Genomic DNA, 13,081 nt, shown 5'->3' with positions numbered 1-13,081 from the left:
AGCGCGAGTCGTTCTATGGCGGTGGCGCGGAAGGGTATATCGATTATCCGGCTTACGCTGAGGCGTAACGGAGGCGGTGTAGCCGCCTCCGGCGCGGGGCCTGCCACGCGCCGGAGGCGGCCCTGCACTGCGGAAAGTGCTTCACGCGCGACCTGATTGACCGTGCCTGGGGGGGCAGACCGAAAGTTCTTCAGAGCTATGCCATCTGCCCGCTCCGTCCCTCACTCTTGCACGGACCTTGCCGGCGTATCCGGGCAGCGGCCACTGGGTCGCATAAGCCAGGACGGGCAACCGGTCACCCGTTTCGAAGGTCACGTCCTGATCGGGCTGACGAAAGTGTTCAAGCACGGTCGTCACCTTTTCGTACTGGGTTGGCGATACGAACTCGATGGAAAACGAGTAAGGATGGAGGCGGTATGGAGGCCCCGCAGCGACCGCAAGAGGAAACGCCGTGCGCTCTTCAGCGCGATGGGAAAGCACAAGCGGTATTGCACCGCTGTCCCGGGTATCGAGGCATTCTGTGCCATCCGGCTGTACCAGCACCCCCCCGGTCGGGTCGGGTGCCGCATACGCTGTGGCCGAAGCCACCAGCACCATCGCCGCTGCACGAAGCCAGACGGGCATAAGCATTCCTTCGCGGGTTGGGTCCATATTCGTATCATGGCGCACTTCCGGGCGGCTGTCGTCTGTCCCAGGGGGGGCGCTGTAAGGGCCGGGAACCTGTGCTAACGTCCGCGACAGATCCGGGCAGTCCGGCCCGGCACCAAGGAAGACGGGAGACGCGCAATGGAAGACGACGTCAATGCTTACCGACCCAGGCCGCTGAAAAAGCGTGATCCGCATCACGATGCGCAGCTGGCACGCGACCTGGATGCCATCAATATCGGCATCCGGCGCACGCTGGGGGCGTTACCGCCCGGGGGGTTACCGAAGGTGCCCAAGCGCAAGCCGGTGTTGCCGACGCTGGACAGTCCGGCGTTGGCGGTGACGGAAGGCTGATCTGGTCGGGGCAGCGATGTCGGGGCAGGTCAATCGTATTCCCAGGGCCCCGCACTGAACTCGATGCGCCCGGCGGCAACGCTCATGATCCAGGTGTGGCGGAACTCTTCACCAAGGCACCGGATCTCGAGTGATCCTGGTGCGGTAAGCGGTGCTATCTCGGAGATCAGTTGAAAGAGATAGGCGGCATGCACCCAGCAGATTGCCTCGCCCTGCTCGAACGCGTCATGCAGGTCCGTCAGCAGATCGCGATGAATGCCGTCGCGCTGCAGAAGGATTTCGAGTTGTGCACTCAATGACTCGAATTCAACGCTGACGTCGCCGGTCTGCGCGATCTGCAAAGTCGTGTGAAAGCTCATGGGTATGGAGTAGTCGCGGTAGATGTTTGCGGAGAATGATTGCACTTCCGACCCGATGTGTCGTCATGTGCCTGCGTTTTCTGACCTCAATGATCTCGTCAGAAACCTGTGCTACCGTCGATTCCAACGCGGGCTTCCGGTCCCGCTCCAGGGAAGACAGAGGAGCGCGATGGAATACGATGAGGGGCGTTCGATGCCTAAGATCCCCAAGCACATGGCTGCTGCCGTCAGCCTCGCGCTGGCGGCCTGTGCCAGCACCGGAGGCGCTGCGCCTCCCTCTACAAAGATTCAGGAGAATGCACCGATGGCACACGCGCGGTTTACGTATCCGGAAACGCCGGTGCTGACGAGTGGCGAGCTGGCATCGGCGGGCGATCCGGCCAAGGCAGCGGAGATGAACTACAAGCCGCCAGCATGGCCGTTGCGGTTTGAGAAGCACGGGTTCAGTGCGCGCTGCTACGACACGCAAAGCTGCCTGATCGTCTACGACGAGGTTCATCACGGCGATCCGAAGGTCTCGCCCCCTGACTCGAAGTACGGCCCTGGCTATCTGGACAACTGGAGCGGCGGCCATGGGGGTATCCGGAACTTCCCGCCGCCCGCGAAGGTGACGTGGCAGTCGAAAGATGGAAGCTCACATGAAGCTGAGATCGACATCGGTGCCATTTTCGCGGATGAGCTCATGCGGCACTTTGTGCCGAGGGAAGAGGCCAAGGATGTACCCGGCGGAAAAATAGGCAGCAATCCGGACATCCTTCTGGAGGTCAACGATCGAACCATTCGGGTGTACATGCGTGCGTACATTCCGACCAAGCATCTGCAGATCCCGGGGAACCGATACAGCACGATGCGTGACGATCTTGTACTGGTGAAGACCTTTACCTACTGAGTACATGGAGGTTTGCCATGGGAAACATTGGCTCGGGCACTGGCAGCAGGCCAGCAACTGCTGAAGATCTACAGATCGAGCAGACACTCAGGCAACAGCTTGGGCAACTGTCAGTCCCGCTCCTGCAGCGTCAGGACAATCCGAATCAGTACCTGTACTTCGCCTTTCTCGACGGTACTGGCCAGGATCTCAACAACCCTGACCTCGGCGCGCCTACCACGATTGGTCTTGCCTTTCGGCAAGCTGAAAGGGTGGCGAGAGATCCCGAGAGCCGGGTGGGTGCCCATTACTCAAAAGGCATCGGCACTCAGGAAAACGCTGTAGGACGCGCCATTGACGGTGCCCTTGCTCACTCCTACCGCGATGGGATCGAGGAGGCGTACACCGCACTCGCGATCCGGACACGTCTTTGGAAGCAGGAAAACCCGAACGCGGAGATCCATATCGTTGGAGCCGGGTACAGCAGGGGAGCAGTCCAAACAGCCGGCTTGTTGCGGCTCATTGACGAGTATGGGATTGCCAGCCCCGTTGATCTCAAGTTCGGCCGCGATTCGTCAGGAAACATAAGTGTCATCAGTGACGAGCCCAGGTTGATACCGCCGGGAAGGACCGCGCAGGCAGTGTTGCTGCTGGACCCCGTTGCAACCACGATGCCCAACAACTATGACGCCCGGCTTCCTCCCAGCGTCATCTCCCGCGTCTCGATTCTCGCCGCCGATGAACGCCGCGAGCTGTTCCCGCATCAGACGATCAACGACCCCGGCATGACGCCGGACCGTCTGGCAATCAATGTGACCGCACCGGGCGGGCATTCCAACGTGGGTGGCGGCAACAGAGAGCCGGGCCTGGAGATCCTCACCGGCAATGCCGCGATGGATTACCTGAACCTGCTGAGCGACCGCCCCCTGTTCGAGAAGCGACCGGTGCCGTCCGACCTGTCCACGGTCACGGTCTATCAGGCCAGCGGCGCGACTGCGGCGTTCGGCCTGAAGCTGGACAACGACGGCCAGCGCAATCTGCGTGATGAGCTCGCCAGCTGCAAGATCGTAGATCCCTGCCGTGATTCAGAGCCCGTAGACCAGGAACTGGCCGCGCAGTTCGAATACCGGTCCATCCAGGTGGACGTGGTCGAACGGGCGCAGCTGCAGGCGCTGGTACAGCAGGCCATGGCGCGGGAGATGCAGCGAGGTGCTGTCAGCGGGCCGGATTCACCGCAGCACCCACGTCATGGCGCGCTGCTGCAGATACGCGAAGGCGTGCAGATGGCCGAGCGCAGTGGCCATATCAGCTTCGTCAACGACACCGAGCGTGAGCAGTTCAGCCGCTCGGCGCTGGCTGGATTGACCGACAGCGGGGCCAACGTTTCACGGGTGGATGCTGTAGTCATCGGCAACAAGGGGTACGCCTTCCTGGTCGAGAACGGGAGCAACGCGCATGATCAGCGTCGTGTTCCGTTCGATATTGAGCAGGCAAAGCAGACGCCAGTGGCAGTATCGGACCGGAAGCTGGAGGAGACCCACCCAGTGCCTGATCAGCAGCAGGAGATGCAGCGCCAGCAGAGCGTCTCGAGGGAGGCGGCAGAATCTGCTGTGAGTGGTTTCTCGCGGTAGTCCGCCGCTGCCACACCAGGCTCGGGCTTCACGCTGCCCTGTGCGTTTCATATGATGCGCCCTGCATAAGCCGTACCGGCGTGCAGACAACAGGCTCACATTTCATGTCCCTCCCGCGCGCCTTGGCTTGCCTCATCTGCGTATGCCTGCTGCTGGCCAGACCCGCCTTTGCGCTGGACCCGGAGCGTTCGGTGACCCAGTTCCACCACACCGCGTGGACGGTCAACGAGGGCGCACCCGGCCAGGTCACGGCCCTGGCGCAGACACCCGATGGCTACCTGTGGCTGGGAACCGAGATCGGGCTGTACAGGTTCGATGGTGACCGCTTCACCCGCTTCAACCCGCCCGATGCCAGTTCGTTTCCTGCCACCAGCGTGTCCACGCTGTACACCTCGCGCAGAGGAGGGCTGTGGGTGGGTTTCCGCTACGGCGGGATCAGCCTGATTGAAGGCGGCGGCGTGCGCCACTTCTCCGTGCAGCACGGCCTCCCTACCAGCACCGTCTACCGGATGGCCGAGGACGCGGACGGTCGCCTTTGGGCAGCCACATTTACCGGTCCCCTTTTCTTTGACGGGCAGCGCTGGAATCGGCCGGCTGCGTCGATGGCTTATCCCGGGCAGCAGGCCCGCACCGTGTTCACCGACCGCGATGGCGCGCTGTGGATCGCAACCGGAAACGGCATGATGGTGCTGCGGCCAGGTGCGAGCGCGTTTGCCGCGGTGCCCGGCAAGGTCGGGCGCGTCAGCCAGATCGCGCAGGCCCCGGATGGGGCAATCTGGGTCGCCGAGGCGGATGGCGGTATCCGCCCACTGTCGGGCAGGGGAGAAGACGCACCGTCGGCGGGCCTGCTGTTCGACCGGGACGGCGTGTTGTGGGCGAGTACGCTGGGAACCGGGCTGCTGCGATTTGGTCCTGGCGATGCGATGCAGCGCCCCGAGCGCTTCCAGCGCTCCGATGGACTCAGCTCCGACTATCTGCAGCCGCTGCTGGAAGACCGTGAGGGAAATCTGTGGGTAGGCAGCAGCCGCGGCCTGGATCGGTTCCGCCACGCCAACCTGGCCGAAGTCCCGATGCCGGAGGGGTCGCAGGACTTCGCCATCGCCCCCGAGGGTGAGCACCTGCTGGTGGGCACTCGCAACCAGCCATTGCAGCGGGTTACCGCCACTACGCGCGAAACGCTTGCTCTGTCGTCCGTGATTACCGCGATCCAGCGAGATGGCTCCGGCGATCTATGGCTCGCCGGACCCGATGGTGTCTGGAAAGCGGAAGGCACGCAGTTCCGCAGGATTACCGATCTGCCCCTACCGACGCGTTCCGGCGTGCAGGCAATGGCCATCACCGGCGATGGAGCCCTATGGCTGTCGTTGAATACCCCTGGGCTGCATCGCTACCAGCAGGGACGCTGGACACAGGTGCAGGATCGCACCGGCTTGCCGGCGGGTGACTCGCCACTGGTGATGCACGCCGACGCCCTCAACCGACTCTGGCTGGGCTTTGCCCGGGGTGTCGTGGTCGTCATGGAGGGCGACCGCTTTCGGGCACCGTGGTCCGGAGAAGCGCCGAGGGTGGGGAACGTGACGGCGCTGCATGAAGACGGCAACGCCATGTGGATCGGGGGTGAGCGCGGTCTGGCGCGGATGGAAGGCGGGCGGGTACGCAACGTGGTGCCGGCTGTTCTTGAAGACTTCCGGGGCATCAGCGGCATCGTGTCCGATGCAGCGGGAGACCTGTGGCTCAATGGTGCCCGCGGCGTACTGCACGTCCGCGCGGTCGATGTGCCTGCACTGTTTGGCGGACCCGATCGGCCACGCTACGAGAAATTCGATGCGCTGGACGGGCTGCCAGGCGTAGCCGCGCAGTTCCGTCCCCTGCCTACGGCCGCACGCTCCGACGATGGCAGGCTGTGGTTCGCCACCACCAGCGGGCTGGTATCGGTCGACCCGCGCAGGATAGCGCGCAACCCGATTCCGCCCCCGGTAAAGATTCTTTCACTGGACGCAGATGGCACTGCCCTGCCCTTCGACAACGGTGAGATTGAACTGGCCGCCGATACGCGCAACCTGCGCATTGGCTTCACCGCGCTGAGCCTGGCAATTCCCGAACGCGTGCGGTTCCGCTATCGACTGGAGGGCTTCGACAGCCGCTGGATCGAGACATCGGAACGTTCCGCGCTCTACAACGCGCCAGGCCACGGCCGCTACGTGTTCCGCGTCATGGCCAGCAACAACGACGGCGTGTGGAACGAGACCGGCGACAGCATGGTCATTTCGATTGCACCGAATTACTGGGAAACCGGTTGGTTCAGAGCGCTGTGCGTGGTTGTGTTCGCTGGCGTGCTGTGGCTGTTGTACCTGCTCAGGCTGAGGCAGGTGGGAGCCCGCATCCGGGCCCGGCTGGATGAGCGCCATCGGGAGCGCGAGCGCATCGCGCGTGAGCTGCACGACACGCTGCTGCAGAGCACCCAGGGCCTGATCCTGCGGCTGGACGCATCGAGCCGGAAAATGGCGGGCGATGACCCGGTCAGGGCCGAACTGGAGTCGGCGATCACCACGGCTGAGCGCGTAGCTGCCGAAGGTCGTGAGCGGGTACGGGGACTGCGGCGGCACGCCGGTGAATCACGTGACCTTGGAGCGGCGCTGCTGGGAGTACAGGAAGAGACCGGTCAGGAATTGCCTGTCGTGCGGCTTGTGGTGGAAGGCACCCCTCGACCGATTCAGCTGCGCGTCTGGGAGGAGGCCTACATGATCGGCCGCGAGGCCCTGCTCAATGCATTCCAGCACGCGGATGCGACCTCGGTTGAGATACGGATCCGCTACTCACGGCACGCGTTCGCACTCCGCATTCGCGACGATGGCATGGGCTTCCAACCGGATGCCCTCGCAGGGGCCGGGCACTGGGGCGTGGCGGGCATGCGCGAGCGTGCCGCGCGCGTCGGCGGCACGCTGAAGGTGCGTTCCGCACCGTCCCGTCAGGGCACGGAAATACTGCTGCAGATACGCGGCTCACTCGCTTGGGAGATGGCCGGGTTCAAGGGCGGTACGAGGAGGCACCTGCGAAGGTTGCTGAAACGGTTCTGGTAGAAACACCCGCATCAGGCAAGGTCCCCTTGGTCGATGCGCATCAATTCGTACTCCACGTCGCGCGCACCGGCATCGGTGGCAAGCAGGTCCAGTGGCTTGGCACCGAGAATGGTGCTGACACTGGAGAGCCAGCGACCCGCCTTTGTGGCGTCGCCGAAGACGCGCTCAGCCTCGCTGGTCACGCGCGCGATGCGCTGCGCACTATCCGATTCAGCTTTGCTCATTTGGATCACCTGACGGGCACTGAGTGCTCCAGAATCTCTGGCAGAAGTTCAGGGTGCCTATCCAGCAGTTGAAAGAGATTGAATACAGCCGCTACCGGCTGTGCATGACCTTTTTCGTATCGACTGAAGCCATTGGGCCCGCCGCCGGCGAGTAGAGCTGCCTGGTGCTGGGTCAATCGGAGCTTCTTGCGCACACGACGCAGTTCCGCACCGGCCTGCTTTCTTGCGTGTAGTACCAAATCATCCGCTGCTGCTAGAAAGCGCGACTGGCTCTCGCTGTCCAGGAAGACTTCCTCGCAAAAAGCGCACTGTTCCCCACGCAAGTTAGAAATGTCCACGGTCAGGCTACCGCTGGCCAGAGGCAAAGAGCCATTGAATGCAGTCAGCGTATCAGTCGCGCCACATGCGGGGCACTGACCTGAAGCAAGCATTGGTAGTTCGTGTTCGGCCATGGTCACAGTCTCTTGAACGAAATTACGAGTTTGGGCAAGGCCTGATCACTTGGCCCCCTTTGGGCCGGCGGATGGAAGAGCATGAATTTGATGTAGGCCATGCCTGTTGCTGTCTGCGCGTGGTACACGTCTTGCCACAAGGTATGCGATGGGTCTCGCTCAGATGTCATGGATTTAAAGAGATCCGATGATCTCAGTGCCAGGATGGCGGCCACGGCCTGCTGTGGCTGAAGCCCCATCAACGCAGCGCCCTCAATGACCTTGGTGCCGAACACTTTCGCCCCGTACCGACTGACTACAGCTTGTACTTGGGCAAGTACGTAATGGGGTATCCGCTTTTCCCAAACCTCGACAGATCCAACGAGTCGAACGCTCACGCTGGAGGTAAGGGCGGAGCGGATGCGGGCTGAAGTCATGACGTCCCGTCGGGGTCGAGAGTTAATATACACCTTTAAGGTTAAATACAGAAGAAAGAGACATCACTAGGCAGAAGCGACAAGAGTTCCCTGAACCCCCGCTTCATTCATGTACTGGTCAGTTCAATATTCAGGGTCGATTGCGCCAGGAAACGGATACTTAACACCTGTCGACCACCCGCTCCCTCCCCTCCCCCGAGCGGTGTGGTCGGCGAAACCAAAAATAAAAAAGGTGTTTCCCGATTATGAAGACCTCTCTGCTTGCCCTGGGCCTGATGGCCGCGCTGCCGTTCGCTGCCTCCGCCGCCGATGGCCTGTCGTACAACTACGTGGAAGGCGGTTACGTGAACACCGACGCCAAGGGTGGCGATGCGGATGGCTGGGGCGTGAAGGGCTCCGTGGCTGTGCATCCGAACTTCCACATCTTTGGTGATTACAACGCGCAGGAAACCAAGCGCGGCAATGCTGATGTCGACCAGTGGCGCATCGGTGCCGGCTACAACTACGGCATCGCCCCGACCACCGACCTGGTGGCCCGCGTGGCGTACCAGAAGTTCGACCCGAAGCACGGCCTGGACTTCAACGGCTACAGCACCGAAGTGGGCGTGCGCACGGCGTTCACCCCGAACTTTGAAGGCTACGCGATGGCAGGCTACGAAGATTTCACCAAGAAGCACGGCATCAACCCGGACGGCGAGTTCTATGGCCGCGTGGGTGCCCAGGCCAAGTTCACCCCGAACTGGGGCCTGAGCGGTGAAGTGAAGCTGGCCAAGGGCGGCGACAAGGAGTACTTCGTTGGGCCGCGCTTCACGTGGTAAGTGTTGAAATATAGATGCAGTACGTTGTTGTATGACGTGTGACCTCTCTCCCACGCGTCATGGAAAGCCCGGCTCCCTAGCCGGGCTTTCTTTTTTGTGGGGTGGGGATTTGCGCCAAGAGCAGCCGGGCGAGCCCGGCTCTACCGCAGGGCGGCTTCGTAGTTCTGACCGCCGTGAAACACGCCAAGTATGGAGAGGACGCACTGATCAACATCCGCTACAAACGCGATGATTGTTCGATGCCTGAAGTTCGTCACGCGCAGCCCTGGTAGCAGATCATCACGTCGTGTGCCCCGCAACGGAAATTGTGCGAGGCTTTCGAAGAACTCGAACAGAGAATCAATGTATCTTGCAGCGGCCAATGGAAAGCCCGCTGAGACGATATGGTCTTCCAACGCATCCAATTGATCCAAAGCCTGCGGAGCGAACCGGATGCGGAACGTCATTCGTTGCTGGGCTGTGCACGTGCACGCCGCCTTGAAGCGACCCGATTTCGTGCCTCCTCAAGAGACACCGCCGAACTCGGATCGGCTGCCAGCGCCTGGGCAGCTGGCACTACGTGATCCCGCAACCATGCCTCCATGGCACGGTCTCTTGCGAGAAGCGCCCGCAGGCCATCACGTATGACTTCGCTTTCCGTGGCGTACTCGCCCGCTGCGACCTTGGCTCTGACGGCATCAGCCATTTCATTCGGCAGGGTGATGCTGAACTGTTGAGTGGAGCGCATGGAACAGCCCTCGACCGGAGTAGGATTCAATCCTACTCCCTCAGCGGTCGCGCTCAAAGCCGGCAACTGGATCAGTACAGAAGGACGCATCACCGCAGTCTGCGCGCTGATCCCAACGACCGCATTGCAATCAGTTGCAGATTGACTGGAACGCGCCACGCATACAAACAAAAAACCCCGGCTTTCGCCGGGGTTTTGTTTGCATCATTTGAACAGCGTGTCCGGGTACTCCGGCTTCTGTTCGCGGGCCAGCAGGGCCTGCAGGCCTTCGGCCGGGGTCTGTTCGCCGTGCAGTACGGCGCGCACCCCGTCGGAGATCGGCAGGTCGATGCCGTGGCGACGGGCCTGGCGCATGACTTCATCCGCCGTCTGCACCGATTCCACCACCTGGCCGATTTCGCGGATGGCGTCCTGCAGCGTCTGGCCGCGGCCCAGGGCTAGGCCCAGTCGGCGGTTACGCGAGAGGTCGCCGGTGCAGGTGAGCACCAGGTCGCCCAGGCCGGCCAGACCCATCAGGGTTTCCGGCTTGGCACCAATGGCGGCGGCCAGCCGCAGCATCTCGTTCAAACCACGCGTGATCAGGCCAGCGCGGGCATTCAAGCCCAGCTGCATGCCGTCGGCCACGCCGGTGGCCACGGCCAGCACGTTCTTCATCGCACCGCCCAGCTCGGCACCGACCATGTCGTCACCGGTGTAGGCGCGGAAGGCGGGGCCGTGCATGGCTTCAGCCACCTGCTGGGCGAACTCCACGTCGTCACCGTGCACGGTGATCGCGGTGGGCAGGCCCTGGGTGACTTCCTTGGCGAACGACGGACCGGTGACCACGGCCAGCGGCACGTCCGGGCCCAGCACTTCGCGCGCGACTTCGTGCAGGAAACGGCCAGAACCCGGTTCGAAGCCCTTGGTCGCCCAAGCCACGCCAGCACCGGCGGGACGCAGGGGAGCCAGCGCGCGCACGGTTTCACCGAAGGCGTGCGAAGGCACCACCACCAGGATCCAGGTGGCGTCCTTTACCGCCGACGCAAGGTCGGTGGTGGCGCGCAGCGATTCCGGCAGCGGAATGCCTGGCAGGTAACGGGTGTTCTCGTGACGCTGGTCGATGGCCTCGACCATGGCCGCGTCGCGGCCCCACAGCACGGTGTTGCAGCCGTGGCGGGCCAGCAGGCTCGCCAGGGCAGTGCCCCAGGAGCCTGCACCGAGAACGGCGACTTTGTCTGCGTTCTGAGTCATCGAAACGCCGATCAGGCGTTACCGGCCGGCTCGGAATCGGCCAGCGAGGTGCCGCCCTCTTCCTGGCGCTGACGCAGGGTTTCAGCGTACAGGCCTTCGAAGTTGATCGGCTGCAGGAAGAACGGCGGGAAGCCGCCAGCCTGGATCAGATCGCTGCACAGCTGACGCACGTACGGGAACAGGATGTTCGGGCACTGCGTGCCGAGCAGCACGTCGATCGCCTGCGGTTCCAGGCCGATCAGGCCGAACACGCCGGCCTGCTGGATTTCAGCCACGTAGGCGGTCTTGTCGCCGGCCTTGCAGGTCAGCGTGACAGCCAGCACGACTTCGAAGGCATTCTCGCCCAGCCGCTGCACGCGCTGGTTGAGGTTGAGCTGCAGTTCCGGCTGCACCGCTTCGTTGAAGACGCTCGGAGCATTGGGCGATTCGAAGGAAACGTCCTTGACGTAGATCTTCTCAACGGTGAAAGCAGGACCGGTGGCGGCGTCGGCCGGCGCGATGGCGCCGTTGGTGTTCTCTTCGGACATTTCCTGATGCTCCAGAATGAATGCAGTAATGAATACAGTAGAAACCGATTGTTACATGCCCTGCTATGCGGGCGTGTGGCATCGCGCACAAGGTGCACGCTGCGAATCGGGGGAAATCAGTTGCGGCCCTTTACCAGCGGCAGCTCGGCCTGCTGCCAGGACGGAATACCGCCCTCGAGCACGCTTACGTTCTCGAAACCGGCCTTTTTCAGGGCCTTGGCCGCGGTTTCCGAGGCCGTGCCGGTGCGGCACACCAGCACCACCGGGCTCTGCTTGGCGTTGGCCACCAGCTTGTGCTCCGGGCCGAACTGGCTGGGCTGTACGTTGCGGCTGCCGGCAATATGACCCTTTTCGAAGTCCGACGAGGACGACAGGTCGACCACCACGGTGCCACCGGCATTCATCAGCTGGGTCAGCTCAGCCGGCTTCAGCCCACGGTAGCCGCGAGTCAGGCGGCGGATTTCGGTGACGATGATGGCCACGGTCAGGCCGACAAAAGCCGCCGACAGCATCGGGTTTCGGCCGGCAAAGGCCAGCAACTCTTCGTAATTCACTCAGATCACGGGTCAAATAAGCGGGGGCCGATTGTCGCACATGCGGGCGAACCGGCGTCCAGCGGGGGTTTGAGGGGGGTCAGAGGGTCTGCCAGAGGTCGGGCAGGCCATTGGCCTGCAGCCAGCGCTTGGCGTCGGCGTCCCAGCGCCAGATCTCGTTCACCCGGACCACGCGTTCGGCCTGGGTATTGTTGTTGATCACCCGCACTTCGGCGCTGCGGCCAATGCGACCATTGGGCAGGCCCACGTTGTCGCTGCCACGGTAGCCGGCGATCTTCACCTGCTCGAACCGGCTGCGCTCCAGGTCGGTGATGGGATGCTGTTCGGCGTATTCGGGGTCCAGGTAGGGAATGAGATCGTCCAGGTTGCCCCAACGCAGGGTGGAGTCGTATTTCACCTGGGTTTCTTCCAGCTGCTTGCGCATCTTCTTGGTGACTTTCTGGCCGTCGGCGGCAAAGGCCGCCGCGCTGGTCAGCGCGAACAGGGCCAGCAACAGGATCTGGAAGGTACGACGCATGCGAATTCCCCAATAGGCAAGGTGCCCATCCTACCTTCTTGCGAAGGCCACGTAGCGGCCGCTCAGTTCAGCCGCAGGCTTGCCGGCCTCACCGGGCTGGCGGGCCAGCACCTCGATGCGCGCCTTGCCGCGCTGGGCGAAGGTGGCCAGAAACGTGGCCCAGTCGGCCTCGTCCACCGCCTGGGCGTGGGCCGACAGGTCGCCATAGACCGGGGCGAGGTAACGCACGTGGCTGTCGGCGACATAAACGTCGGCATCGAAGCCGGCCAGTCGCAGGCGCAGGGTGACCAGTGCCCAGCCGGACAGGGTCAGGGCCGAGGCCAGGCTTCCGCCGAAGGCGTTGCCTTTGTCATTGACGTTGGCAGCCAGCGGTGCGGTCAGCGCCAGCTGGTTGTCCGCGTAGCCGGCCACGCGGATCTGCATGGCGGCCACCGGCGGCATGCGGTCCAGCACCTGCTGGAGCGCGCCCAGATGGTCGGGCAGGGAAAGCGGTTGAGACATTGGTACGGCGACGTTGCAGCAAAGGACTCGCATAATGCCCGGAATGAACAGCCACGCACATGTGCCGGAATGGACCCTGGTGTCGCTGCGCCCCCGCGGCCAGCATGCAGCGATGCGGCGGGCCGCGCGGGCGCTGGGCGGACAGCTGCTGCCGTTGTCGCCGTGGGCGCTGCGCGCG

General features: G+C 63.1%; 16 protein-coding genes and 1 pseudogene. 6 read left to right on the top strand and 11 right to left on the bottom strand.

All coding sequences use genetic code 11. The features are described 5' to 3' along the window. Positions 1-786: 786 nt before the first annotated feature. A complete protein-coding gene (locus EGJ34_RS16965; protein WP_125361666.1) occupies positions 787-999 on the top strand; it encodes a hypothetical protein in 213 nt (70 codons plus the stop codon). Between the two features lie 29 nt (positions 1,000-1,028). Here the strand turns inward: EGJ34_RS16965 and EGJ34_RS16960 are convergent, their stop codons facing one another. Then, positions 1,029-1,403, bottom strand: coding sequence for a hypothetical protein (locus EGJ34_RS16960; RefSeq protein ID WP_185750219.1), 375 nt, complete (start codon positions 1,401-1,403; stop codon positions 1,029-1,031). A gap of 124 nt (positions 1,404-1,527) precedes the next feature. Here EGJ34_RS16960 and EGJ34_RS16955 point away from each other — a divergent pair, with 124 nt between their 5' ends. From EGJ34_RS16955 to EGJ34_RS16945, 3 genes are all read left to right on the top strand, one after another. Then, the gene (locus EGJ34_RS16955; protein ID WP_260477034.1) at positions 1,528-2,247 is read left to right on the top strand and encodes a hypothetical protein; all 720 of its coding nucleotides are present in this window, start codon (positions 1,528-1,530) and stop codon (positions 2,245-2,247) included. 17 nt (positions 2,248-2,264) lie between these two features. Beyond that, positions 2,265-3,857 carry a DUF2235 domain-containing protein gene (locus EGJ34_RS16950; protein ID WP_125361664.1) on the top strand — a complete coding sequence of 531 codons (1,593 nt, stop codon included), beginning with the start codon at positions 2,265-2,267 and terminating at the stop codon, positions 3,855-3,857. 104 nt (positions 3,858-3,961) lie between these two features. Further along, positions 3,962-6,937, top strand: coding sequence for a sensor histidine kinase (locus EGJ34_RS16945; RefSeq protein ID WP_125361663.1), 2,976 nt, complete (start codon positions 3,962-3,964; stop codon positions 6,935-6,937). Positions 6,938-6,948: 11 nt separating this feature from the next. On the opposite strand, the gene EGJ34_RS16940 is transcribed toward EGJ34_RS16945, so the two are convergent. Genes EGJ34_RS16940 through EGJ34_RS16930 form a run of 3 tightly spaced genes read right to left on the bottom strand, consistent with a single transcriptional unit; the run spans position 6,949 to position 8,029 of the window. Then, a complete protein-coding gene (locus EGJ34_RS16940) occupies positions 6,949-7,161 on the bottom strand; it encodes an MbcA/ParS/Xre antitoxin family protein (protein WP_125361662.1) in 213 nt (70 codons plus the stop codon). Between the two features lie 5 nt (positions 7,162-7,166). Beyond that, the gene (locus tag EGJ34_RS16935) at positions 7,167-7,613 is read right to left on the bottom strand and encodes a type II TA system antitoxin MqsA family protein (protein WP_125361661.1); all 447 of its coding nucleotides are present in this window, start codon (positions 7,611-7,613) and stop codon (positions 7,167-7,169) included. A gap of 2 nt (positions 7,614-7,615) precedes the next feature. Then, positions 7,616-8,029 (bottom strand): type II toxin-antitoxin system MqsR family toxin, encoded by a 414-nt coding sequence (locus tag EGJ34_RS16930; RefSeq protein WP_125361660.1) that lies wholly within the window; start codon positions 8,027-8,029, stop codon positions 7,616-7,618. A gap of 245 nt (positions 8,030-8,274) precedes the next feature. Between EGJ34_RS16930 and EGJ34_RS16925 the strand changes: the two genes are divergently transcribed. Next, positions 8,275-8,847 carry an Ax21 family protein gene (locus tag EGJ34_RS16925; protein ID WP_185750218.1) on the top strand — a complete coding sequence of 191 codons (573 nt, stop codon included), beginning with the start codon at positions 8,275-8,277 and terminating at the stop codon, positions 8,845-8,847. Positions 8,848-8,987: 140 nt separating this feature from the next. Here EGJ34_RS16925 and EGJ34_RS16920 read toward each other — a convergent pair whose 3' ends face one another. The 7 genes from EGJ34_RS16920 to EGJ34_RS16890 form a co-directional block, all read right to left on the bottom strand. Beyond that, the gene (locus EGJ34_RS16920) at positions 8,988-9,293 is read right to left on the bottom strand and encodes a type II toxin-antitoxin system RelE/ParE family toxin (protein WP_125361658.1); all 306 of its coding nucleotides are present in this window, start codon (positions 9,291-9,293) and stop codon (positions 8,988-8,990) included. Next, a complete protein-coding gene (locus EGJ34_RS16915; protein WP_125361657.1) occupies positions 9,290-9,574 on the bottom strand; it encodes a type II toxin-antitoxin system ParD family antitoxin in 285 nt (94 codons plus the stop codon). Before EGJ34_RS16915 ends, EGJ34_RS16920 begins: the two co-directional genes overlap by 4 nt. 204 nt (positions 9,575-9,778) lie before the next feature. Beyond that, positions 9,779-10,804 (bottom strand): NAD(P)H-dependent glycerol-3-phosphate dehydrogenase, encoded by a 1,026-nt coding sequence (locus EGJ34_RS16910; RefSeq protein ID WP_125361656.1) that lies wholly within the window; start codon positions 10,802-10,804, stop codon positions 9,779-9,781. 11 nt (positions 10,805-10,815) lie between these two features. Next, positions 10,816-11,331 (bottom strand): protein-export chaperone SecB, encoded by a 516-nt coding sequence (secB, locus tag EGJ34_RS16905; RefSeq protein WP_125361655.1) that lies wholly within the window; start codon positions 11,329-11,331, stop codon positions 10,816-10,818. A gap of 116 nt (positions 11,332-11,447) precedes the next feature. Then, on the bottom strand, positions 11,448-11,885 hold the full coding sequence (locus tag EGJ34_RS16900) for a rhodanese-like domain-containing protein (protein WP_125361654.1): 438 nt from the start codon (positions 11,883-11,885) through the stop codon (positions 11,448-11,450). A gap of 79 nt (positions 11,886-11,964) precedes the next feature. Next, entirely contained in the window at positions 11,965-12,402 is a 438-nt protein-coding gene (locus EGJ34_RS16895) for a hypothetical protein (RefSeq protein ID WP_125361653.1), read from the bottom strand. Positions 12,403-12,432: 30 nt separating this feature from the next. Further along, positions 12,433-12,903, bottom strand: coding sequence for a YiiD C-terminal domain-containing protein (locus EGJ34_RS16890; protein WP_125361652.1), 471 nt, complete (start codon positions 12,901-12,903; stop codon positions 12,433-12,435). A 43-nt stretch (positions 12,904-12,946) separates the two neighbouring features. Here EGJ34_RS16890 and EGJ34_RS22760 point away from each other — a divergent pair. After that, positions 12,947-13,081 (top strand): annotated as a pseudogene (locus EGJ34_RS22760) (uroporphyrinogen-III synthase); the annotation flags it as partial.

This window comes from Stenotrophomonas sp. 278 (assembly GCF_003935715.1).
In the GTDB taxonomy this organism is placed as follows: Bacteria; Pseudomonadota; Gammaproteobacteria; order Xanthomonadales; family Xanthomonadaceae; genus Stenotrophomonas; species Stenotrophomonas maltophilia_AH.
The sequence above is the reverse complement of the archived record's forward strand: the minus strand, read 5'-3'. Positions and strand labels throughout refer to the sequence as shown.